Annotated in this window: 16 protein-coding genes and 2 pseudogenes; 5 read left to right on the top strand and 13 right to left on the bottom strand. The window is 50.5% G+C overall.

Translation table 11 applies throughout. The annotated features are described in order from the left end of the window. Window positions 1–108: 108 nt before the first annotated feature. Together ACZND6_RS09660 and ACZND6_RS09655 are read left to right on the top strand one after the other, a co-directional pair. Window positions 109–1,206 (top strand): porin, encoded by a 1,098-nt coding sequence (locus tag ACZND6_RS09660; RefSeq protein ID WP_149888964.1) that lies wholly within the window; start codon window positions 109–111, stop codon window positions 1,204–1,206. A gap of 179 nt (window positions 1,207–1,385) precedes the next feature. Further along, on the top strand, window positions 1,386–2,021 hold the full coding sequence (locus ACZND6_RS09655; RefSeq protein ID WP_155168325.1) for a LysE family transporter: 636 nt from the start codon (window positions 1,386–1,388) through the stop codon (window positions 2,019–2,021). A gap of 101 nt (window positions 2,022–2,122) precedes the next feature. Here the strand turns inward: ACZND6_RS09655 and iscB are convergent. The 5 genes and pseudogenes from iscB to ACZND6_RS09630 all read right to left on the bottom strand — a co-directional run bounded on the left by iscB (window position 2,123) and on the right by ACZND6_RS09630 (window position 11,053). Continuing rightward, a pseudogene (gene iscB, locus ACZND6_RS09650) lies at window positions 2,123–3,362 on the bottom strand (RNA-guided endonuclease IscB). A gap of 241 nt (window positions 3,363–3,603) precedes the next feature. Then, window positions 3,604–4,350: a respiratory nitrate reductase subunit gamma gene (gene narI / locus ACZND6_RS09645; RefSeq protein ID WP_293737842.1), complete on the bottom strand. Its 747-nt coding sequence runs from the start codon at window positions 4,348–4,350 to the stop codon at window positions 3,604–3,606. Further along, window positions 4,350–5,954 carry a nitrate reductase subunit beta gene (narH, locus tag ACZND6_RS09640; RefSeq protein ID WP_293737841.1) on the bottom strand — a complete coding sequence of 535 codons (1,605 nt, stop codon included), beginning with the start codon at window positions 5,952–5,954 and terminating at the stop codon, window positions 4,350–4,352. The genes narI and narH overlap by 1 nt, the downstream gene beginning before the upstream one ends. Continuing rightward, a complete protein-coding gene (locus ACZND6_RS09635; protein WP_149879607.1) occupies window positions 5,951–9,712 on the bottom strand; it encodes a nitrate reductase subunit alpha in 3,762 nt (1,253 codons plus the stop codon). The genes narH and ACZND6_RS09635 overlap by 4 nt, the downstream gene beginning before the upstream one ends. 45 nt (window positions 9,713–9,757) lie before the next feature. Continuing rightward, window positions 9,758–11,053 (bottom strand): MFS transporter, encoded by a 1,296-nt coding sequence (locus ACZND6_RS09630; protein ID WP_149879604.1) that lies wholly within the window; start codon window positions 11,051–11,053, stop codon window positions 9,758–9,760. Between the two features lie 173 nt (window positions 11,054–11,226). Between ACZND6_RS09630 and narJ the strand changes: the two genes are divergently transcribed. Both narJ and ACZND6_RS09620 read left to right on the top strand, forming a co-directional pair. After that, the gene (gene narJ, locus ACZND6_RS09625; protein ID WP_149879605.1) at window positions 11,227–11,853 is read left to right on the top strand and encodes a nitrate reductase molybdenum cofactor assembly chaperone; all 627 of its coding nucleotides are present in this window, start codon (window positions 11,227–11,229) and stop codon (window positions 11,851–11,853) included. Window positions 11,854–12,454: 601 nt separating this feature from the next. Then, window positions 12,455–14,047, top strand: a complete 1,593-nt coding sequence (locus ACZND6_RS09620) for an FAD-dependent oxidoreductase (protein ID WP_205123906.1) — start codon at window positions 12,455–12,457, stop codon at window positions 14,045–14,047. A gap of 59 nt (window positions 14,048–14,106) precedes the next feature. Here ACZND6_RS09620 and ACZND6_RS09615 read toward each other — a convergent pair whose 3' ends face one another. The 7 genes and pseudogenes from ACZND6_RS09615 to ACZND6_RS09585 all read right to left on the bottom strand — a co-directional run bounded on the left by ACZND6_RS09615 (window position 14,107) and on the right by ACZND6_RS09585 (window position 21,129). Continuing rightward, window positions 14,107–14,679: a Fic family protein gene (locus ACZND6_RS09615; RefSeq protein ID WP_173020598.1), complete on the bottom strand. Its 573-nt coding sequence runs from the start codon at window positions 14,677–14,679 to the stop codon at window positions 14,107–14,109. A 247-nt stretch (window positions 14,680–14,926) separates the two neighbouring features. Next, window positions 14,927–16,528, bottom strand: coding sequence for an AAA family ATPase (locus tag ACZND6_RS09610; protein WP_149889007.1), 1,602 nt, complete (start codon window positions 16,526–16,528; stop codon window positions 14,927–14,929). 284 nt (window positions 16,529–16,812) lie between these two features. Further along, window positions 16,813–17,739 (bottom strand): annotated as a pseudogene (gene nrfD / locus ACZND6_RS09605) (NrfD/PsrC family molybdoenzyme membrane anchor subunit). Between the two features lies 1 nt (window position 17,740). Beyond that, window positions 17,741–18,409, bottom strand: a complete 669-nt coding sequence (locus ACZND6_RS09600) for a 4Fe-4S dicluster domain-containing protein (protein ID WP_293737839.1) — start codon at window positions 18,407–18,409, stop codon at window positions 17,741–17,743. 40 nt (window positions 18,410–18,449) lie between these two features. After that, window positions 18,450–19,526 carry a cytochrome c3 family protein gene (locus ACZND6_RS09595; protein WP_293737838.1) on the bottom strand — a complete coding sequence of 359 codons (1,077 nt, stop codon included), beginning with the start codon at window positions 19,524–19,526 and terminating at the stop codon, window positions 18,450–18,452. Between the two features lie 25 nt (window positions 19,527–19,551). Continuing rightward, window positions 19,552–20,388, bottom strand: coding sequence for a hypothetical protein (locus ACZND6_RS09590; protein ID WP_021867740.1), 837 nt, complete (start codon window positions 20,386–20,388; stop codon window positions 19,552–19,554). A 15-nt stretch (window positions 20,389–20,403) separates the two neighbouring features. Then, a complete protein-coding gene (locus ACZND6_RS09585) occupies window positions 20,404–21,129 on the bottom strand; it encodes an aldehyde ferredoxin oxidoreductase C-terminal domain-containing protein (protein WP_240141243.1) in 726 nt (241 codons plus the stop codon). Window positions 21,130–21,134: 5 nt separating this feature from the next. Here ACZND6_RS09585 and ACZND6_RS09580 point away from each other — a divergent pair, with 5 nt between their 5' ends. Next, window positions 21,135–21,338 carry a hypothetical protein gene (locus ACZND6_RS09580; protein WP_418582132.1) on the top strand — a complete coding sequence of 68 codons (204 nt, stop codon included), beginning with the start codon at window positions 21,135–21,137 and terminating at the stop codon, window positions 21,336–21,338. A 280-nt stretch (window positions 21,339–21,618) separates the two neighbouring features. Here the strand turns inward: ACZND6_RS09580 and ACZND6_RS09575 are convergent, their stop codons facing one another. Beyond that, entirely contained in the window at window positions 21,619–22,815 is a 1,197-nt protein-coding gene (locus ACZND6_RS09575; RefSeq protein WP_489524607.1) for an RNA-guided endonuclease InsQ/TnpB family protein, read from the bottom strand. Window positions 22,816–23,194 lie beyond the last annotated feature (379 nt).

The following is a 23,194-nucleotide window of genomic DNA, read 5'->3' as shown; positions in this document are numbered from 1 at the left end:
AAAATATGGAGAAGCAATTGTTATTGACAAGTTAGAAATTCTTAAATTTTGAGAAATAAAATGAGAATGGTTCCTATTTAATTCTTTTTTACAATTTTCAGAGGTTGTATGAAATTAGCAAAAACAGCTTTGGTCATAGCATTGGCTTCCGTTGGTTCGATGGCTGCCGCTGAGTCTCAGGTAACGCTTTACGGGACAGTCGACGGAGCAGTGGTCGTCAACAAAGCAAAAGGAGGAGACGCTACTGTTTCTCTCGAAGACGGCATTGCAGGAGGCAGCGTTTGGGGTATCGAAGGTTCTGAGGATTTAGGAAACGGGTACTCCGTCGGCTTCCTTTTGGAAAACGGCTTTGCTATGGATAGCGGCGCAACAGGGGAAGAAGGAAAGGCTTTTAGCAAACAGGCGACACTTTCTTTATCGGGTAACTTCGGTGAAGTTGCATTCGGCCGTATGGGCGGCTTAGCTTCTTATGAAGGCACTTATTCGATTTGGGATGCTTCTCCGTTCGGCACCGACTATCTACAGGCCGGATTGGGAAATACATTCGTTACCGGTCAAATCAATAACAACAGTATTGTTTATGTTTCTCCGGAATTTGGCGGCCTCAAAATCCACGCACAGTATTCCAACGGTGTTGAAGACGATACAGCAAAATGGTCCCACAACAGCCACTACTACGGATTGGGTCTGACATATGAAATCGGAAATTTGTCTTTAGCAGGTATTGTTGAACGCTTTGACAATAAATCCGAAGAAGACAAAAACAAAGCCACGATGGTTTATAGCCTGAGCGCAACATATGACTTTGAAGTGGCCAAGGCTTTCTTCGGCTACCAATACGCCAATCGTTTCCACACTCTGGATCAATTGGAAGATGTTTGGGTTTCCGGTAAAGGCATGAATCAAAATGCCTTCACGTTGGGCGCAGAAGTACCGGCAGCCGGCGGTACCTTTAAAGTTGCTGCCAACTACGGATTCGGCAAGGTTAAGTCTGCCGACGGCGTTGTAGTGGATGACACAAAGCTCTCCAATGACAAATTCAATCGCTTCACAGTCGGTGCGGCATATGAATATCCGCTCTCTAAACGCACCTTTGTTTACGGCTGGAGCGCTTATGCAACCGCCGGAAAGATGTTTAAAGAAAAGGCGGTCGAAGAGAATTTCAAGTCCTGGAGCTTGGGCTTAGGCTTGCACCATACCTTCTGACTTCATTTGGAAGACCAGCGTGACGCCTCGCTCTCCGGCCTGAAAACGGCGGAGCTCAGCGGGGCGTTGCTTTTTCGAAGGCTTCTGTCGTGAGCAGATGAGTATGAGTTTTGTTCCTGAGGAAGAAAAGAACAGCCTAGTCGAATACTATAATTTTTGAAAAAAAGGAACCTCAAATCATGTTCTCAACCATCTTTACGATCGCCGCTGTTCACCTGATTGCGCTTATGTCTCCGGGGCCGGATTGCTTTATCGTCATGCAGACTGCAGTCGGCCGCTCCAGAAAAGAAGCGCTGTGCTGCGTTTTAGGGATTACATTGGGCGTTGCGTTCTGGGCTGCTTTGTCGCTTCTCGGGCTGCAGTGGCTTTTTGAACGCTTTGCGTGGCTGCAGCAAGTGATCATGCTGCTTGGCGGCTTGTACTTAGGATGGCTTGCTTACCTTCTTCTCAAGAGCGCATTTAAGAAGGGAACAGCACCTCAGGCAGAAGTGCAGACAGCCGGATCCGGCATGCGTTCTTTTATCGTTGGGCTTTTAACGAATTTATCCAACGCTAAAGCTCTGATTTACTTTAGCTCCGTGTTTTCTTTGTTCGTTACAGGAGATATGGGCAGCACGGAAGCCGGCGTGATTTATGCGGTTGTCGTCCTCGAAAGTCTTCTTTGGTTCTCTTTCGTGGCCTTAATTCTCGGAATGCCGAAACCCAAGACTTTTTATCGGAAATCCGGAAAGTGGATTGACGGCATCTGCGGTGCGATATTCGGGGCTTTTGGAGTTGCGTTGGTTTGGACGGCAGTCAAGGAAGCCACGCACTGAGTTTTCCGAACTCAAGAATTTTCATACGTAAGCCTAAAACAGCAAAGGCTCGGAAAACCGAGCTCTTGCAATGAAGACCCTACCGAATTACGTCATCACATTTAGGCGCGGAGACCCCTGCCTTCAGGCAGGGGAGGAAGCGCCTCCTCCTTTCTAATTTCTGTTAAATAGGTTCTTCTCTTTTCCAACAGGCGTAGCTTTTTATAGTTAATTCCGGCTGAAATGCGGGTACCGTCAAGCCTTCGAATATCAAAGAATCCAGATGATCGACGGCCGAAAATAAAGCCTTCATCCCCCTGGTAGGCTACCTTGTCAAAAAGACGGAAGCCATTGACCTCAAAGGGCGCCTGGTTGCGTTTTCGCAGGCTGCCTTTGAGGATGGAGAGTTTGTGAATTTGCCGGTTGTTCCGGCGAGTCTGCTTCTGGAATAGGAATTCGCCTAGCCTTTTGGCGCCAAGATTGCCGGCGATGCAGAAAGCATCCGCACAATGCGATTTGACAATGCCATTCGAGATCCGCGCATGCTTGGTCCAGTAGCCGTAGGTGTTTTGCACCTCTAGCTTCGGATGCGACGCCTTCAGGCGGTCCAAAACCTCCCGGCGCATAATTCCCATGAAGGTCTCCGCACGGAATGATTGTCCGCGCTTTGCCTTCAGCGTGATTTCACCGCGATGAAGCGCCTTATGGCACGTCTCACAAAGCGTAATCAGGTTGCCGGGCGAATCTCCGCCGGTACGTCTGCTTTTCAGGTGATGAACATTGAGTACCGGATCTTTCAATCTGCCGTGACAATGCTGACAAACGTGCCCATCTCTGAAAAGAACATACTCGCGGACGTTCCAGAAGCCGAGCTGTTCGCCCTCTTGGTACTCTTTTCCCGAAATGTCGGGATCCTTCAGCAGCTGCATGTCGAAGGACGCCGTTTCCACGGTGATCTTCGTGACCGGCAGCATTCGAAGAACCGTTTCGATGCGCGATAAGTGCGCGTTGATTCGGTTTTCAACCGACGGAGCAAGCCAGCCTTTGCGCTTGGTGCGGATGCGGTTGTCGAACCTCGGTGCACGGTAGCGCGTTTTGCGGTTTCTGCGAGCACGGCGAACGACGAGCAGAGAGCAGATCGGTGATGTCCTGACGGAGTTCGACTTCGGATGCATAAAGTTCAGCCTTTTCCGTTGATGCGGAAAGGCCGACATATTTGTATCCGGCATCAACACCCAGACTCACCGGCTGTTTGGACTCGCCGGTCGCAATCGTGAGCTGAATGGTGAAAGGCGTGCGCCTTACCACAATAGCTTTCTTCTCTTTAAGCAGATGGCGCGCTTTTGCCGGAGAACAAGGCATCAGCGGCTTTCCGCGTTTGTTTAGGACAAATACTCGCAAGTTTTGCTCCTCGGTCTTTCGACCGGTTGTGATCCTTCGCCAATGTTGGCAGGGGTTTCAAGCCGACAGCACCGCTCCTACCTCTCAGAGCTTTTAACCATCGGCCGCAGAGCGCGGGACTAGGATCTGCATCCCGCGGTGCCTGAGCATTCCCAACCAACGTAGTCCTCAAAACGACAGACTGAGGCTAGTCAACTAGAGGCTATTTCAAGCCTCGGCCCTTCAGGCCGAGGTAGTTGACAGGTTTGCCGTTATTGGCACGCATAATCTGGTGCGGTCTGATCAGATAGAACACTGACAAATAGCCGCTCCAAATGTGAACTAGCCTTGTGAACGGAACGATCAGGAAAATGATCAAACCGACAAAGATGTGTCCTTTCTGCCAATCCGGAACCAGGAGAATATTCTGCCAGGCTTGGTAATCAAAGGAGAAGAGGCCTCGGACCCATGCGCCTAACAAAATGATCGTCGCTCCGGAACGGTCGTAAAAGTAAGAATTCACGACGCAGCCGATACCGAGAATGATGACGGTAAGCAGCAGGAACAAAACCCAGAAGTCACTCGGACGGGAGGCCGCTCTGACACGCTCGTTGGTTAAACGGCGCCAAGTCAGAATAATCAGACCGGTGATCGCCACGATTGCCGAGAGACCGCCGCAGATAATTTCCATCATCTGGTGCAGACGCGGTGTCAGGCCGGCTGCGTTGAGCCACTCGGTCGGCGTAAACAGACCGAAGCAGTGTCCGCAGAAGAGGAAAATCACGCCGATGTGGAAAAGGTTGGCACCCCAAAAGATGTCTTTCTTATCCAAGATCTCGCTGCTCTGGCTCTTCCAGCTGTAGGGCGCCAGAACAAAACGCGCCAGACTGCCGAGCACCAGAACGGCGATAACGACATAAGGCAGCACTCCGAATATCAGGAAGTGCCATGCAAGTGTAAAGCTGCTCATTATTTACCTCCCTGAGTAGAGTCCGGAGCTCGCTGATATTCCTCAAACAGAGGAATAATCTTGCGGTTCATCGGACCGCCGAACAGCGAATCCGCACGGCGTCTCATGTCTTCTCCGCCGCCGAGGTTGTAACCTTGGCTGCCCTGCATAAGAACGGCGGCCTCGGTGTTGCGATTTGCAGACGGAACGACAAAGCGCTCCTTATAGTCCGCAATGGCAAGCAGCCGGTGCATATCGCAGACATCCTGAACCGTGAGGCCGAGTGCCTTGAGTTCATTGATTTCTTCAATGCCTTGGAGCTGTTCCGGCAGAATTTCGCAAGTCAGGAACTGGCTGGTGCCGGCGTTATCCGAGTACTTGCGCAAAATCGTTCTTTCTGCGAGCAGGCGGCTTAATGCTTCGACGACGGGCTTAACGTTGCCGCCCGCGAGAAGGTTAGCCAGATACTGCATCGGAACGCGCAGGCTCTGCACGTCGGGGATAAACCCCTTCATGGAGAGCTTGCCCACGTCAACCGCTTGCGCAATCGGAGAAAGCGGCGGGACGTACCAGACCATCGGAAGCGTTCTGAATTCCGGGTGCAGGGGAAGTGCGATCTTCCACTTGGAAATCATCTTGTAAATCGGAGAAGCCTTAGCAGCTTCGATCCAATCGTGCGAGATGCCGGCTTCTAAAGCAGCCGCTTCGACGTCCGGGTCATTCGGATCTAAGAAGATCTGACGCTGTGCCTCATACAGATCGCCTTCGTCCAGAGTGGAGGCAAGGTCTTTGATCTTGTCTGCGTCATAAAGCATGACACCCATGTAGCGGATACGTCCCACGCAGGTCTCGGCGCATACTGTAGGAAGGCCGGACTCAACACGCGGGTAGCAGAAAATGCATTTTTCTGCCTTACCGGTGGTCCAGTTGTAGTAGACCTTCTTGTAGGGGCAGCCGCTCATGCACATACGCCAGCCCTTGCACTTGTTCTGGTCAACGAGGACGATGCCGTCTTCTTCGCGTTTGTAAATAGAACCGGAAGGGCAGCTTGCGACGCAGGCTGGGTTCAGGCAGTGTTCACACAGACGCGGCAGATAGAAGAGGAATGTGTTCTTGTACTGAGCGTAAATCTCGCGCTCGACGTTCTTTAAGTTCACGTCATCGACGGTTCTGATGTCGATGCCGCCCAAGTTGTCGTCCCACGCTGCAGAACCGTTGATCTTCTTCATCTTCTTGCCGGTCAGATAAGAGATCGGCTGCGCGGTGACGCATGTTTTCATGCGCGGCGCTTTCTGAAGGTTCTGATAATCAAAGGTAAACGGCTCGTAGTAGTCGTCGATCTGAGGCAGTTTTGGGTTGGCAAAAATGCCGGAGAGCAGTCCCAGCTTGGAGCCGCGGCGCAGCCGCAGCTTGCCGTTGTGCAGTTCCCAGCCGCCCGTCCATTTCTGCTGATCTTCCCAGCTCTTCGGATAACCGACGCCGGGTTTGGTTTCAACGTTGTTAAACCAAATATATTCGGTTCCGGGACGATTCGTCCAAACGTTCTTACAGGTGACGGAGCAGGTGTGGCAGCCGATGCATTTGTCCAGATTCAGGACCATGCCGATTTGAGCACGAATCTTCATACTGCACCTCCTTTCTTGTCCGCTTCTTCATCCATCCAGTCCACTTTATTCATCTTTCTGACCCATGCGAAGTCGTCGCGGTTCGGGGCAATCGTGCCGTAATAGTTAAAGGCGTATGACAAGTGGCCGTAGCCGCCGATCATATGCGTCGGATTCAAAATAACGCGTGTCGGAGAGTTATGGTCGCCGCCGCGCAGTCCGGTGACTTCCGAACCCGGGGTGTTGACCGTCTTTTCCGTGGCGTGCTGCATAACGCAGAGTCCTTCCGGCATACGGGAAGAAACAATGGCACGACCGACGACCGCACCGTTGGCGTTCCAGCACTCAATCCAATCGTTATCAACGATGCCGGCGTTGGCCGCATCGATATCGCTCATCCATACGACAGGACCGCCGCGAGAAAGCGTCAGCATGCGTTCGTTGTCATAGTAGGTGGAATGGATGCCCCACTTCTGGTGGGCTGTCATAAAGTTAAGAATGATGGCCTTGTTGCCGTTATCGGCGACATCACGGTAACCGGTCAAAGCTCTTTGGTTCGCCGGAGCTCTGTACTGAGCAAACTGCTGACCGAAGGCTCTCATCCAACTGTGGTCCTGGTAGAACTGCTGGCGGCCGGTAATCGTGCGCCACGGCAGGAGCAGGTACTTGTTTTGCCAGAAAGCCACATAAGGAATTTCGTCGTTTTCCGTGCCGGACCAGTCAGGCGCGCTGAAGGTCTTAGCAGGACGATGCGCCAGATCATCAAAGGTGATCTTATCGGCGATGTGACCTTCGGAAAGGAAGCTTGCATCCACACCGCACTGATCCTTAACAAAGGACCAGCTTCTGAAGGAGAGCGCACCGTTGGTTTCCGGAGACACACGAAGAATGAAGTTGGCGGCATTGATATCCGTTTCCATCTTCGGACGCCCCTTGGCCACGCCTTCTTGAACTGTGCCGTTTAACTGACAGAGTTCCGTGATTTCCGGATCCAGGTTCCATTTGATACCGCGGTTTCCGCCGCCGTTGGTGGTAAGCAGCGGTCCGATCGAGGTGTACTTGTCGTAAATCGTGCGGTAATCACGATCAATGACGTGAATTAACGGAGCCGTCTTGCCGGGGATCAGGTCGCACTCGCCCTTGTACCAGTTCTTAACGTCAAGCGCCTGGCCGAGTTCATGCGGAGAGTCGTGACCGAGCGGCGTGAGTACCACGTCGGTGACGCTGCCGAAGTCGTCCGCATATTCGGCGGCAATTTCAGAGAGCTTCTTGGAGATGTCTTTGAATGTCTGCCAGTCGCTTCTGCCTTCCCAAGAGCATTGAACGGCTTTCACGAACGGATGAATGAAGCTGTGCATATCCGTCGTGTTGATATCGTTCTTTTCGTAGAAGGTGGCTGCCGGAAGCACGATATCCGAGTAAATCGAAGTCGTGCTCATGCGGAAGTCCATGTTAACAAGGAGGTCCAGCTTGCCTTGAGGCGCAGGACGCCACTTTTCCATGAGCGGCATGAGCTCTTTGTCAGAGCCGTCCAGCTCGCTGCCTAATATGCCGTTTTCTGTTCCGAGGAGATGACGCAGGAAGTATTCCTGGCCCTTACCGGAAGAACCGAGCACGTTGGAGCGCCAAATGAAGAGGTTGCGCGGCCAGTTTTCTTCGGCGTCTAAATCCAGGCAGCTGAAGGAAATCCTTCTGTCTTTAAGCTGATTAATGAGGTACTGTTCCGGATCAGATCCGGCAGCTTTCGCAGCCGCTGCGATCTTTGTCGGATTGACATTGAGCTGAGGAGCCGAAGGAAGCCATCCCATCAGTTCGCTCTGAATGTTGTAGTCAATGTAGGTACCGTCAAAGACTTTGGTATCGGCAAGCGGAGAGAGCATGTCCGAGAGCGGAATGCGTTCGTAACGCCACTGATCGGTGTGCTCGTAGAAGTAGCTCGTCGAATTCATGTGGCGAGTAGCCGGTTCCCAGTCCTTGGCGAAGGAGTACTCGCCCCAGCCGGCTTCCGGACGAATCTTTTCCTGACCTACATAGTGACACCAGCCGCCGCCCGGGACGCCGCAGGTGCCGCACATCAACAGAATGTTGATGATGGAGCGGTAGGTGTTATCGGTCTGGAACCACTGGTTGACGCCCGCACCCATCAGCACGCAGGCGCGGCCCTGAGTCTTGGACGCGGCAGTCGCGAATTCTCGTCCGAGTGTGATGGCGTACTGTGCTTCGACGCCGGTGATCTTTTCCTGCCAAGCAGGTGTGAACGGAATGTTGTCGGCGTAGCTCTTGGCGCATTCGCCGCCTAGACCGCGGTCAACACCGAGGTAGCTGCCAAAGAGATCAAAAACGGTGGCAACGTAAACATCTTTGCCGTCGACCTGGATCTTTCTTGCAGGAACCTTGCGGACCATGACTTCAGAGTTCATGGGGTTGTTCGGAAAACCGTCGCGCTTGCGGCCGCCGAAGTACGGATAATCGACATCGATGACGGCATCCGAATTCTTCAGGAATGTGAGCTGAGGTTTAATGGCTTTGCCAGTTTCTCCGTCAACTTCATGCAGATTCCACTTGCCTAAGTCCTGGCCTTCCTTCTGACCCCAGCGGTAGCCCATAGAGCCCTGAGCAACTGCCGGCTTATCGGAAAGCTCGTCCCAAACAATCGTCTTCCATTCGGGGTTGTTGCATTCGGGTTCCTTATAGCCTAAGTCGCAGGCGCGAACTGTACGGCCGGCAGTGAAATGACCGTCCTCGCGCGGCTCCATCATCACAAGGATCGGGAAGTCGGTGAGGTTGCGGCAGTACTCGGTGAAATAAGGATCCGGATGGTCGTAGTGGAATTCTTTGAAAATGACGTGGCTTACCGCCATAGCGAGTGCTGCGTCTGTGGCCTGTTTCGGATGAATCCACCAGTCGGCGTCTTTGGTGACTTCGCAGTAGTCCGGGCAGACGTTAACGACCTTAGTGCCGTTATAGCGGGCTTCGGTTAAGAAGTGCGCATCTGGCGTACGGGTCATTGAGATGTTGGTACCCCAAACAATGATGTAGCTCGAGTAGTACCAGGCTTCGGATTCCGGAACGTCGGTCTGTTCGCCCCAAGTCTGAGGAGAAGACGGCGGCAGGTCGCAGTACCAATCGTAGAAGGAGAGGAGTGCGCCGCCGATGAGGCTCAGGTACCGGGTACCTGCACCGTAGGACACCATGGAGTAGCCCGGAATCGGAGAGAAGCCGGAAATACGGTCAGGACCGTATTTCTTAATCGTATAAAGGTTAGCCGAAGCGATTATTTCAAGAGCTTCATCCCAAGTTGTACGAACTAAGCCGCCTAAGCCGCGGGCAGCGGTGTAGGACTTACGGACTTCGGGATTTTCGACGATGGAAGCCCAGGCTTCCATTGGCTTCATGGTCTTGCGGGCTTCTTCCCAAGCGGCCTTTAATTCGGCACGAATCAAAGGATGTTTCACGCGGGAAGCGGAATACAGATACCAGGAGTAGCTTGCACCGCGAGGACAGCCGCGAGGTTCGTGGTTTGGTACTCCCGGGGGCGTGGGCGGATAATCGGTTTCCTGCGTTTCCCAGACGACGATGCCGTCCTTGACGTAAACCTGCCAGCTGCAGGAGCCGGTGCAGTTCACGCCGTGGGTGGAACGCACGATTTTGTCGTGTGCCCATCGATCCCGGTAAGCCTGTTCCCAAGTCCTGTCTTCTGCGGTCACTTCGCCCCAGCCGTCTGAGTACGAACCGACCTTCTTAGCGAAGAACAGGGAGGACTTCATGATTCCGGACATTTTGTTCTCCAATTAAAGCAATTTCTTTGAGGTGAGAAAGAACGATCAGCAAAGATCCGGGGCGTTCTTTCTATCGTAGTAGTAAACGTTGATGGCCAGGATGGCGACAAAGATCAGTGTCGAGATACCGAACATTGCGCCCGCACCGCATTCAGCCAGCAGCATACCGATCGTGAACGGACCGTATGCACCGACAGCGGAGGTCCAGCCGACCACGGCACCGCCCTGAAGCGGCGGGAAGAGGACAGCCATCTGTTCAGTGGTGGAAGCGTTGCCCACGCCGGTCCAGAAGAAGACCCAGAACATCACGAGGAGCCAAATCCAGCAGCCGGATACGGTTGTAGGTTTGTAGAGCCAAAGGGCAAGCAGACCAATGATGTTGCAGACGGCCATAACTGTCGTGACTCGGCCGCCGCGAATCTTATCGGAGACCTGGCCTGCGCCGACGCGGGAAAGGGCGCCGATAACCGGGCCCAACCAGGCAAGCGCAACGGCGCTCGGAGCGCCTTCAATACCGGCAAAAGTATGGTTGCCGAGCAGACCCAGCTGAGCACCGAGGCCGGCAAACGTAGCAAAAGTTCCGTAATAGAAGAGCGTCATGAACCAAGTATGTTTGTTGCCGAAGATGGTCCACTCTTGTTTGACGTTGCCGGAGACCGGGACGGAACGCAGGAAGAGCCAGGAGAGGATCGTGATGATTGCGACCAGAGGAATCCAGACCCAGGAGGCGTTCTGCAGCCAGTATGTAACTGTCTTGCCGTCAGGGAGGTGCGCGACTTGACCGTCGCCTAAGAACGCAAAGGCGGAGAAGCCGATGACAAGCGGCGTGACGAATTGGACCAAGCCGGTACCGAAGTCGGAAAGACCGCCCTGAATACCGAGGGCTAATCCTCTTTCATGCTTCGGGAAGAAGTAGTTTGTAGAGGCCATTAAGCCGGAGAAAGTGCCGCCGCCGATGCCGCTTAAAAGCGCAAAGCAGATCAGCATCCAATAGGGAGTGTCAGGATGCTGGACCGCGTATACCCAGCAGAAGAGCGGGATTAAAAGCAAACCCGTTGAGAGTGTGACAAGAATTCTGGTACCGAGAATCGGGGGTAAGAAAGTCCACAAAATACGCAGCGTACCTGCGGAAAGACCCACCATAGCAACAAGCCAGTAGAGCTGGCTGTGGGTGAGCGAAAAGCCGATTTCGTTTAATCTCGGGGCGAGAGACGGGACCAAGAACCAAGCGCAAAAGCCTAGAGTCAGGCTGAAGGTACTTAGCCACACAGTCGTCCATGCTAGCGTCTTATTCCATTGGGCCGGATTTTCAGGATTCCAAACCTTGATATCTGGACGCATATTTTTTCCTTATTTAACTAGAAACGGAACTCGAACTTTTATTCGGGTTTGTTCTCATTCTATGGGCGCACTCCAATTTGTAACCCTTTGTTTGTTCGAATTGAGCAGAGGTTAAGGGGCTGACGAGACGTCATTCACTAACATACGAATAACGAAAGTTAGAGGAGAATGATGTGAATTTGGGGTTAAAAGCGCTGGCTTGCCTGCTTTTGTATCCGGACGCAGTGCTCAAAGATAATCTGCAGGAAATCAAGGCAGCCGTTGCAGAATCGACGCTTGCTAAAGATCAGAAGGAGGCGCTCGAGATTTTTATCAATCACATGATTGAGACGCCGATGGCCGATTTGCAGAAAGAGTATGTGGCGACTTTTGATATCGGCAAGAAAGCGAGTTTGAACCTTTTTGAGCACATGCACAGAGATTCTCGGGAGCGCGGCTCGGCGATGATCAACCTTAAAAAGCTCTATGAAGAGCGCGGGCTTACGATCCAAAGCAATGAATTTCCGGATTATCTGCCCATGTTCTTAGAGTTTTTATCCGGGCTGGATGATGCGGAAGCTCAGGCATTGCTGGATGGCGCTGCAAGGCATATCGCTGCCATTGACGCCGCCTTAAAGAAAGAAGAATCTCCGTGGGCGGTGGTTACAGGCGCGATTATGTCGCTCACTGCCATGAAGACTTCGGAAGTGAAGTTTGAGCGGGACGATCTCCTGCCGACGACGGAGGCAGAGTCTTTTGATTCCCCGGTGAGGTTCGGAGGGAACGCCGATCCGGTTCAGACGGTACACTTTAAAAAATGAAAAAAAAGCGGAAGGTCGAAAGACCTTCCGCATAAAATATTTTCACCCCATTTCTTTGGATTGCTCCAAGGAGAAGATTTCTGTCTCAAAAGACGTCATCCAGTGATTGAAATCATATCATAAAATGAGAACGATTCGCATTTACGTTTGTATGAAATTGTGTCAGACGAGTTTTGAGCTTTGTCTTTGGTCTGTCCGCCTCAATTATTAATGAAGCGGATATTGGAAACGGGCCAGAAAAGGATAAGAAAAGGGCGGGAGCCTAATGACTCTCGCCCAAAATTTTACACCCCAATTGCTCTTTTGCTGACAAGGAGTTGCGTGAGAACTCTATGCTTCAAAGGAGAAGATTGAATTCAATCAACCGATAGGAGCAATATAACATAAATAATAACGATTATCAATATCAATTATATTTTTGTATTTTTCTTGTTTGCTTGAATGTCCGTGCGGCCATTTCGCACATGTTGATTAGCAAACTTCAAGCCTTTGTCGCGGCAGGGATTAGCGGATTTTAGTAGCACACAAAATTATTCGTTGACTCTCCCAAAAATTAGGTATATACAGAAGGGATTCCAACCACCTCGTCAAGGAGAGGCAGATGACAACAAGACGAAACTTACTCAAGAGCTCTCTATCGCTTGCTGCGGCACCGGTCGGAATGAGTGTCGCGATCGAAGTCGCACATGCGGAAGATATGCCGAAATGGAACAATGAGACAGATGTTCTTGTTCTCGGTTACGGCAACGCGGGATCTAACGCAGCGATTGCTGCGGCAGATGCAGGAGCAAAGGTTCTCATCCTCGAGAAAACGCCGGCAGGAGGCGGAAACGTTTCGGTTTCTTCCGGCGGCTTTGTCGTTCCGACAAACAAAGAAGACTATTACAAGTTCCAAAAGGCGCTGTATGAGTTGTCTCGCTCCGAATGGGACAAGGATCTTCTGGATTTGTTCTGTGAAGAGTCTCTTCATTTAGGCGACTATGTTTCTTCGCTGGCTCCGGAAGGAAAGATCGGCGTATACGGTCATGCGGGATACCAAAATTTGCCGGGCGCCGACTGCGTGAATAAGATGTCGATGCGAAACGTTCCCGGCGCGAAAGGCGGAGATCGACTCTTTGGAGTCTTTGACCGCGCAGTAAAGGCGAGAAATATTCCGGTTCTTGTTAATTGTCCTGCCAGAAGATTGGTGAGGAGAGGCAATGAGGTTCTTGGTGTCGAGGCCGTATACGAAGGCAAACCTTATTTTGTGAAAGCCAACAAAGCCGTTGTGATTTGCACCGGAGGCTTCCAATCTAATCCTGAATTGATGGCTCGCTATATTTACGGAAATCCGATGGCTTACCTCGGTAGTCCTGCCCATACCGGAGACGGACTCTTGATGGCCCAGTCCATGGGATGCGACTTGTGGCATATGAATTCGGTTTCTGCTCCTTTGGGCGTTCAAGTTCCCGGAGTTAAAGCCGGTATTGCTATGGTTACCAGACAACCGGCTTTTATTTGGGTTGACCAGGATGGTAAACGCTTTGTGAATGAGAAAAAGCTCGACTACCACTGCTCTTGGATGGCTGTTAATAATTTCGACGCCATTAATCATCGTTATCCGAGAATTCCGTGCTACATGATTATGGACTCGAGCTACCTGAAAGCCGGTCCGCTCATTTCCAACGGCGGTTCAGGTTGGGCAATCAATCGCGAAGGCTATAAATGGAGCAAGGACAATCAAAAAGAAATTGATTCCGGCGTCATCATTAAGGCCGATACGATTGAAGAGCTGGCAAAGAAACTTGGCATTGCCGACCCGTCCGTTCTCTCTGCAACAGTTAAACGCTGGAACAGCGATTTGAGAGAAAAAGGCATCGATACTGAATACGGTCGTACGCTGACGGCAGATCCGAATATGAAGGCTGTCTTTGTCGGACGTGACGTAAAGAGCTGGTCAGCTCCGATTGAAGAAGGACCATTCTACGCCGTGAAACTGGTTCCTGTCACCTACCACACAATGGGAGGCCCGAAGAAATCTGTGAAGGCGGAAGTTTTGGATCCGTTCGGCCAGCCGATCCCGCGTCTTTATGTTGCAGGAGAGCTCGGTTCTACTTGGGGCTTGACCTACCAAGGCGCTTGCGCAAATGCTGACGCAATGGTTTTCGGAAGGGTCGCCGGAAGGAACGCGGCGGCTTTAGAAAACTGGAAGTGATTTTTTTAAGTAAAGCGGACCTGAAGAATTGCGATAGTTTCTTCAGGTCTGTGCTTAGCTTACTTACTGTTTGCAGAAAAGCTTTTGTACTGCTCTTCTGAATAGAGTTCTTGGATTGTCTTTTGGAAAAATCTGAACATATTGTTGGCGTTACCGGATTCGTAAAACGAGCCCAGCTCACGATGGAACTCTTCGGAATTTTGATTCAGAACCGTAATCGGGGAGTATCCGTTTGCCATCAGACAGCCGTTCATCATCAAAGAAGCGGTTCGCTTGTTCGCATCATAGAACGGTTGATTTCGTGTCATGAAAAGAAAAACGCCGATGGCGCGTTCCACAGGATTGGCGACTTCATGTTGCAGAAAGTGGAAGCCGTTTTGAATAATGTTCTCGAGATCTTTGGTCGGAGGGACAAATGAAATGTTATGTAGGCTGACAACTCTCGACCGAATGACACCCCATTCCAAGGCGTCTTCTTTTCCGACGTAGTTGTGTAGATGACAGGCTGTCGAAGTGGATAACTCAAATTTGTCTTCCTGGATGAGGCCTGCCAATGCTCTTGCACCGTCACCGAAATTTTTGATCTGCAGCAAATCGAGTTTGCTGAGTCCGCTGACAGAATGGCCTGCCAATATGGAAGTTGTTTGAGTGAGAGTCGCTGGATTATCTTCAAAAGAACGTAGCGTGTTCCAGGTGAATGTCGCTAGGCTTTGAAGAAAAAATGAACAGGATTTTCCACGATCGGATGGAAAGGGAGTTTCAAATGACAATTCGTTTAGATCCCAAATAACTCCGTCTAATTCCTTCTTCATGCTCTTTGTGCTTTAACGGATCTGGATAACTTTCGTGGACGGTTTCTAGAGAACAAGTCTCAATAGATTAGCCGGAGACTTCTGCCCAACGTGTGAATTGTCTATCTTTTTGAGAGAAGACCATCGCCGCTCTTATTAAATTGCACTTTGCTAGTTGCTTTCCATAATGTCTTGTTTTCATTTGACGAACGGCTTCTTGGAGGAGTGATTCCTGAGAATCGTGTTCTCGACAAAATTTGAATTCCAAAACCCAGTAATTTTTATCAGTTTGAATTTCCAGATCACTTCTTCCGTGAGCATTGTGAACTTCACTTCTAGCAGTTATTAAGGCACTGGAGCTGCTTACCATGATAGATAACGCAGACCGGCAGCTGGCCTCGCTAGTAAGAGGGAAGGCCTGATAATCAATTCCAAGAATAATGCGATTTACTTCTTCTACGAAAGCGCGGAGATCCCCTCTTTCCAAGTAGTCTGCAAGATAACCCTCTCCAGCCCTGTTGATGGCTTTTTTATCTAAAATGACTTCCGCATAGAGGCGCGCCATCGAAACGCTAACCTCTCTATTGGGATAGCCCAGAGTTACGGTTGTACCTCTCACTGCTTTAATCGTCAGGTAGCCGGTCTGCGCAAGCAGAACTTTATCCTCCAAAAGAGAGAATTTTGCGGAAAGAGCCAGGTCATCAAGTTGGACTTGTTTTTCGCTTTCGTATTCCTCAGGTTTCAAAGTAGAGTGGGATTTTAGATATTCGAGCAATACCCCTGGTTGTCCGCCGCTTTCATACCAATAGTTGTCAAAACCATTTGAGGGAAAATTCAAAAATTTCAATAGTGACCAAGGGGAAAAGACGCGTTGAGTAGCTGTTCTTTCAAAGCAAAATCCATCGTAATTTAGTGTCAACTCTTCCAGGAGTTTTTCTTTTTCAATGCCGAGCTGGAAAGATGCCTGCTCGAGATAACCCGAAAAGTACTTTTGTACTTCTTGGTGAGAATATCCAAGCAACGAACCGAACTCAGACATTAAAGAAATATCTGTAAAGTGATTGAGTTCGGAAAAGATGCTGGTTTGGCTGAATTTTGCAATTCCGGTCATGAAGAAAAATCTTATTGCTCCATCCCATTGCTTAAAAGCGGCGTAGAGTCTCCAAAGTTTCTTTCTGACTTCATCGAATAGTTCTGGTTTATTTAGACAAGTAGTGAGCGGAGTGTCGTATTCATCAAGGAGCAGTACTACAGAATTGTCAGCTTGCAGGGCCAACCAACCGATAAATGCACGAAGACCTTCCTTCTCAGTCTTTATAGGACTGACAAGTCGGTTGACAGTTAAAGTATCAAGGAGGTACTGGTCGAGAAGTTCACTAAATTCTTCTGCAGAGGAAAAGCCTTTCAAATTGGAGAAATCCAATCGTATAACTTGATAAGTGCTATCGTCTTTCCATAAAGACTCTATTTCTAGGCCATGGAAATCTCTTAATCCGTATTTGAAGAGGGATTCGAATGTCGAAAGCAGCAAGGATTTTCCGAAGCGTCTAGGTCTCGAAAGGAAAAACTTCTGGCGCTTAGAGGCGAGTTTGTAGATCAACCCTGTTTTATCGACATAAATTTGGCCGCTTTTGCGCAATGCGGAGAAGTCCGAAGTTCCAAGAGGGAGCGGCGCCAAAATTGTTTCCATAAAGCCTCCGATTTGTTCTAATTTTATCAACACTAATAAATAGTCGATTACTTAACGTTAAGCAAGAGAGTAAAAAGAAGATATTGCGAGAGTAGAGGTTTCAGCGGGATTTCAAGTGATGGGTATGTTTAACTCTCTGTGTAACCAACTGATTTATTTAACTAATTACACGCTTCTTAAGAGGGAGTGCTCAAAAGTAGATTTTGGGAAACTTCTAGAAAAAGAGGCGGCACCAAATCATCGGTGGCCGCCCAGGAGAAATTGAAGGTTTCAGTTATTTTTGTTTAATTCAATCCGTTCAGCTGTCCCGCGTAAAGAATGAACAGACGCAGGCACATCATGCCGGCGATTGCCGAAATGCAGCTTAAGTAGAAGCAGGCTGCAGAGCGGAAGAAGCTCAAAGTGATTGGAACAATCATGCCGACGAAGATAGCGCCGAGCTAGAAGACCCAAGCCCAAACACCGGTTGTGAATGCAGTGAACGCAATTTTTGCCACTTCCGTGCCGGTGATCAAAGAGACGGCGATCATGAAGATGCACATCGCTTCAACCAGGATGATCGGGTATTCAGCCACATGCAGGATATGCATGGAGGAGTCTTCTCGCTTTGCACCGAAGCAAATCGCAAAGAGCCGAATCGCGGCGCAGCCGGCGGAAAAGCCCGAAGCGACGAACAAGGCCGGAAGAACTGCCGTGTTGATCAGCGGGAAGCGAATCAGCGCGGAGATCAGGAAGCCGGTGTAAGCGCAGATCACAACAGCCAGGATCATGACCACCCAGTCCAGCACAACTCGGAAGTGCGCGAGGAAGTCGGTGAGCGGCTTTAAAAACTTCAATATCGGCAAGTCTCTGAAAACTAGAAGCGTCAAAACAAAGAGCAGCGGGATATAGAAGAGCAAAGCCGCAACACCGATACTCATCACCGAGGTCGGGTTGTAGAAGATCAGAATGCGCCAGAAGTTGAAGGGGTCCGTCAGGTCAAGTACCAAGCACACCATGCCTAAAAGAATGGTGACCAGGCCTACCATGGTGGCAGCCTTCATCTGAGGATTGTCGGCGTGCGTCCCTTTACAGAGATTGATGGTGATGGCAAGGGCCACCGCACCGCCCGAAATACCGGCTAAGAAAAGGTAGACGGCAATCGGCCAGGGCCACGCCACACTTCCGGATAAACCGGTCGTAAAGTCAATGACGATATCTGTGGTCTGCATATCAAACCTCTTCTTTCACTTTAGGAATGTAATGCAGGTTCGGATGGGTTCCGAGAACTGCGCGTACACGCACGGAGTTCTTAACGGCCAGCATCTTACTGATGTAAGAATTCGGATCGTTCGTGTCTCCAAACACCAGCGCATCGTAGCGGCAGGCTTGCACACAAGCCGGCTGCTCGCCGATGGCAAGTTTGGAGTGCAGGCAGAAGTCGCAGTTTTCTGCGGCCTTCGTCTCTTCGTTAATGAATCGAACGTTGTAAGGACATCCGGCAATGCAGTACTTGCAGCCGACGCAGCGGGAATTGTCCATGGTCACGATGTTGGTGGCCGGATCTATGTGCGCAGCGCCTGTCGGACAGACTCTCACGCAGGGCGGCTCGGAACACTGCTGGCAGGATACGCGGACATACTTGCGGTTGCCAGGCGTTCCGTCGAGCGGCGACTGGCGCTCCAGCGTCATGCGAAGCTGACCGGCAGGAACGTGATTGGTTTCGGAGCAGGCTTCTTTGCAGGCTCCGCAGCCGACACATTTGTTCTGGTCGAAGATCATCGCAAACCGAGCCTTATATCCGCTGACATTACCGGCCTTTGCTTCCTGCTTGTCCAGAAAAACAGCGGTGACGGCTCCGAGGGCCGTGCCGGCTAGGAATTTTCTACGGTCTATTGTCATGATTTCTCTCCGAGGCCCGATCCCGGGCCTCTCGGAACGGTTACTTAAGCGGATCTACTGCAGTCTTGGAGAACTTTCCTGCGTCCAAGATTTCTTGAGCTTTGCGGACATAATTCTGAGCGGCAGCCATGCGCTGGGTCATATAGTTATGAGCGTGGGCACCCCAGGAACCGTCTTTTTCGATCATGTCGGCAATCTGTGTGGCCAAATCCACATAGGAGAGGACCTGGGTTCTTTGATCGCGATCGAGTCGTGTAACTTCAAGCAGCTTATTGATGCGTTCGGTTGCACCGCGAATTTCTTTGTAGCCTTCTTTAATCGGGTTCTGCCATTTCACGAGTTCGCCGTAAACCTGCTTCTGATCTTTGTAGACAAGACCTTCTTCAAGTTTAGAGGTGTACTGGCTGTGGCAGCCTTTGCCTTCAAACACCGTCCAGTCAGCAGGCGCATTCCGTGCGCAGCTCCACATCAGATCAACAAAGTCGCGGCCTTTTTCATCTTTAGCCAGTTCGTACTGAGATACGATCTTGCCGTCGACTTTGACTTCCTTTTTAACATAGGAAGTCTTGTCGGGCGACGGATTGATCTTATACATATGGGCACGGTACAAAGCGGTGCCTGCGACCTTGGCCTGATCTTCGCTGTATTCGGCCGGTTTCGGCATATTGGGCATATGGCAGGCAATGCAGTCTAGGTTGCTGTGCGTATCCGTGTGTTTGAATACGTCGGCCTGGACCGTGTGGCAAGTCTTGCAGTCCTGCTTCATCGGAGGATTGCTGACGTAGGCCATCCAAGCCGTACCTTTAACTTCGGATTGATCGTGGCAAGAGAGGCAGCCCACGCCGTGACGGGCATGCACGCTCATGAAATGTTGGGCCGTCTTGTCGTTGTAGTTGGATTCGGCGAGAGACCGTAGTTCTTTCTTAGAGAGCTTGATCTCAGTTTTTGGGTCGATTCCGAGTGAATGAAGGAAACCCTCTACGCCTTCGATTTTAAAGGGAACGTTCTTGAGGCTTTCCGGAGCTTTAACGGGAACGTTGTCTTGTGCAAAGGCGGCAGAGGACATCGCTAAGCACGCCAGTGCGGACAGGAGAATGGTTGTTTTGAGAGTTGACATTTTGTGCCTTCGAATGCTTTGTGGGTTACGGGTTAAGCGGACGCATTTCCTGCTCTTCTGCGAGGAACTCCGCTAAGTCGTCGTCCAAATATTTGTCTGAGTACAGAAAAATCGTCCCGGAGGAGGTCTGCGTGAACTTGATGTCCTTGTTTTCTTCTTTCCGTCCGATGGATTGAAGCAAACATTCCAGCGTCGGAACATCAAAATCAAACGGAGCCTCAAGGAACATCTGAGAGGGAACCGGCCGCGGATAAATTCGGGAGTTTTCTCTAATTTGATCGCACACCAGCGCTTCGGCGTTGTCTTTGACCGCTAGAATTCTGGCGTAGGAGTGCGACATGAGCGGTTTGAAGTAGAGGTACTCTGCTCCGTCCGGTGCGGTGATCGAGAAGACGCCTAAGTCGCCTTCTTCGGTCGCTTTGCAGACGGTTTCGAAATAATCCTCAGGGAGTTCCTCTTCCAGCTCTTCTTCGGTCTGCAGGTCGCTCGGATGAATATCTCCGCGGACGAGAGAACGAAGCATTTCTCTGCGGCTTAAAGCCTTGCGGCTAGGACGCAGATTCGGATGCTCGGCCTCGTAGAGATCAACCTTACCCTGCGGCGTGAGCTGGACCTCAAATTCCTGCTGTTCTTTGCGCTTTAATGCACGCTCTAAAACCGCATCGGTAGAGGTTTCAGCGGCTGCCTGCAGCTCGGCTGCATCGGGCACGGGAGCGGTTTTGACCTGACGAAGAAAAAGCTCTTTTACTTTCCCTTTTTTGGCCAATTCCGTTCTTCCGCTGAAGTCGGCCACGATGTCGGCTAAAAGCAGTACGTGCGCTTTAAAGAGCGGCAGTTCGTAGATATTTTCCTGTTGACTCATGATGGAAGACCCGTGTTATTTAATGAGACCTTCTTTCTGCAGAACAGGGATGACAAAGTCCAGACGGTAGGCCTTCAAAGTATCCGTTGTCGGAACACCGGTTTCTTTATCGCAGCCAACCTGCTCAAAGAAGATGTCAAAGCTCTTGCTGATGTCATCCGGATCCATGCGGACGGTACCTTTCGTGAAGGGCTTTCTGTCCTTCGGATCGGTGTAAATCCATCCCGGAACCATGTCGTGGTCCTTTCTCATGTTGGAGGAACCCAGCTGACGCATTGTGTAGACACGCTGCAGCAGCCAAGCGCGGATGCCGTCTTTATCCAGATCGTCGCCGGTCTTATTGACGCCGGTGACAGCGGAGAAGATCTTGGCTTCCATGTTGGGGTCGCCGACGTACTGATTCTTTTCATCGGGGCAGTACTCCCACGGAGCCATCCAAGAGTACAACCCAAGCATGTTATGCGGTTCGGTTCTGGCGATAACCCACTGAAGGCGTTTCATCTTATAGGGGTTAATCGGTGTGTAGTCACCGATTTGGTCGACAGCACTTTCGTCACCCCAAGTGACTTTGGCGATGTGCTTCATTTCTTTGATCGGCAGACCGCTGCGGGTGAAGTTCACATGAGCGTGAGCCATCGGGTCGCGGTTGCACATGCAGTTAAGCAAGCAGCCCAATTGTCCGTCGTCTTCGTTGGTATGATGTTTCGGGTGGCCGTTGGACCAATAAACTCGGGTCCGCAATGAGGATGCCTTTCGGAGTGGAGAGAATGATGTACGGCTGTGCACCGGTTTGTGCGGGGGCGGCGTTCATCGCAGCCATGGCGGCAGCGACGGTTGATACTTCTAAGAAGCCGCGTCGGGTGATATCCATCGGCATTCTTGCCTTGGACAACAGTCCTTTGAGATCTAGCATTTTGACTCCTGTGGTCGCAAAGATAGAAGCCGCATGATTGGGGCGAAGCAATTATGCAGGGGGTCGATTTAAACAAACGAGTGAACTGACTGTAGGAGCGCTTCGGTATTTAAATTTGGGAGTGTCCTGCGGTCAGCCGAAAGAAGACTTATTTGTCGAGTGAGGGCGGAACGAAGAAATGGGAGGGAAGCATCTGTTCAGCCTGACTGGCGATGAACAGACTTTCTTCTTCGCTTACATCCGAAAGCGCAAAGCTATTGACGTCCTCCTCGTCATAAATGGCGAGGATTCCATACCACCTCTGCAGCGGCCGTAGCCTAGTGCTGCAACAGGTCTCTCTGGGTTCCTGCTGACAGCGGCCTTACTGCACCACTCTTTCCACAGACTAGCCGGGCCCGTCCGGCCCTTAATACATTTATTGCTCCGACCAAATCCGCGTTTGCATGGTAACCGCAGTGAATACACGCAAAAGAGGCTTGCGTTTTCCTGTTCTCCGCAGAGACATAACCGCATTGCGGACATGTTCGGCTGGTGTTTCTGGAATCAACTTTGATCAGTTTTCCGCCTTTGCGCTCCAGCTTATAGGAGAGCATCTGGAAAAAGCCATACCATCCCTGGTCCAAAATTGACCGATTCAAACCGCGCTTCTGCTTAACCTTTTTACCCGGATTCTCTTTTGTTCCGGCAGCAGAAGCCGACATGTTCGAGACCTTCAGATCCTCAACGAACACAGTGCTGTGGTTTTGGGCAATCTGTGTCGAAGTCTTATGAAGGAAGTCTCTTCGGCTGTCGGCGATATGGCGATACAGTCGGGCTATTTTACGTTTCGTTTTTCTGCTGTTCCTACTCTCTTTTTTCTGTCGGGCTAACTTCCTTTGAAGCTTCGCAAGTTTTTCCTGCTCACGCTTGAAAGGGCTGATGGGTTCAAAAAACTCTCCGTTCGACAGAGTTGCAAAACGTTTGACCCCCATATCGATCCCTACTTCAGAAGGAGTCGTCTCAGGAGGGATGTTGTCATACTCTGTCTGTATGCTGACATCCCACTTCTCTCCGTGACGGATAACGGTAACGTTTTTTATCGTACCGATGATATTTTGACTTTTCCGATATCCCACCCAGCCAACTTTCGGCAACCTAATCTTCTGTTTGATCTCATCGAGTTCAACTCCCTGAGGAAAACGAATAGAGTCATGTCGGAACTTCTTCTTGTATTTCGGAAAATTGGCCCGTTTTTCGAAGAAATTGGTGTACGCCCGATCAAGATCTTTTAGGGACTGCTGGAGCACCTGACTATGACACTCTTTCAGAAAAGGATGTTTCGTTTTCCACTCAGGCAGTCTATTGGCGGCTTCCGTATATCTGAATGAGTGTTTGTTATCTTTTGCGTACAGGGACTTCTCAAGAGATAAGGTGCGGTTGTAGACATAACGGGCACAGCCGCAGAATTGGCTGATTTGACGAGCCTGCCGGCCATTAGGCTTCAATTCAAACTTAAAGGCACGTCGTATCAGCATTACATTCCTTGTATTTTCTACGCTAATTATACTTGGCCCATGGGCAAGAGTAATGATATTAGGCGGGGAAAACACTGTGCTTGTACTTTATTCATCCATCCGATTTTTGACTCACGTCGTGTCCGGCTATAGTGGGAAGGATGAAAGTAGATTTCAATCCGGTTTTTTGAATTTTGGAGTGGAATTAGCAGGGGTTGATTGAAACGGTTGCTGATCAATTATCCTCCGAAAGTTTCTGAGCCTCGCTTGAAATTGCTTTGAGAGGGAGTTTTTGTGACATATACCTGTGTTTAGCCCCTTATATCGTGCAAAGCCCCGATAGACGGGGCTTATAGTAGATTTTCATTTTTTTCTTTTCGTGTTAACTCCTCAAGTTATT

The sequence above is a fragment of the Parasutterella sp. genome (genome assembly GCF_057870745.1).
Note: the sequence above shows the minus strand (reverse complement) of the source record. Positions and strands in the feature narration are given on the sequence as shown.

Coding starts and splice junctions, on each gene's coding strand:
- ACZND6_RS09660 (WP_149888964.1), top strand. CDS start 109: ATGAAATTAGCAAAAACAGCTTTGGTCATAGCATTGGCTTCCGTTGGT.
- ACZND6_RS09635 (WP_149879607.1), bottom strand. CDS start 9,712: ATGTCCGGAATCATGAAGTCCTCCCTGTTCTTCGCTAAGAAGGTCGGT.
- ACZND6_RS09590 (WP_021867740.1), bottom strand. CDS start 20,388: ATGAGTCAACAGGAAAATATCTACGAACTGCCGCTCTTTAAAGCGCAC.
- ACZND6_RS09580 (WP_418582132.1), top strand. CDS start 21,135: ATGCCTTTCGGAGTGGAGAGAATGATGTACGGCTGTGCACCGGTTTGT.
- ACZND6_RS09610 (WP_149889007.1), bottom strand. CDS start 16,528: ATGGAAACAATTTTGGCGCCGCTCCCTCTTGGAACTTCGGACTTCTCC.
- ACZND6_RS09655 (WP_155168325.1), top strand. CDS start 1,386: ATGTTCTCAACCATCTTTACGATCGCCGCTGTTCACCTGATTGCGCTT.
- ACZND6_RS09575 (WP_489524607.1), bottom strand. CDS start 22,815: ATGCTGATACGACGTGCCTTTAAGTTTGAATTGAAGCCTAATGGCCGG.
- ACZND6_RS09630 (WP_149879604.1), bottom strand. CDS start 11,053: ATGCGTCCAGATATCAAGGTTTGGAATCCTGAAAATCCGGCCCAATGG.
- narH (WP_293737841.1), bottom strand. CDS start 5,954: ATGAAGATTCGTGCTCAAATCGGCATGGTCCTGAATCTGGACAAATGC.
- narI (WP_293737842.1), bottom strand. CDS start 4,350: ATGAGCAGCTTTACACTTGCATGGCACTTCCTGATATTCGGAGTGCTG.
- ACZND6_RS09600 (WP_293737839.1), bottom strand. CDS start 18,409: ATGACAATAGACCGTAGAAAATTCCTAGCCGGCACGGCCCTCGGAGCC.
- ACZND6_RS09595 (WP_293737838.1), bottom strand. CDS start 19,526: ATGTCAACTCTCAAAACAACCATTCTCCTGTCCGCACTGGCGTGCTTA.
- ACZND6_RS09620 (WP_205123906.1), top strand. CDS start 12,455: ATGACAACAAGACGAAACTTACTCAAGAGCTCTCTATCGCTTGCTGCG.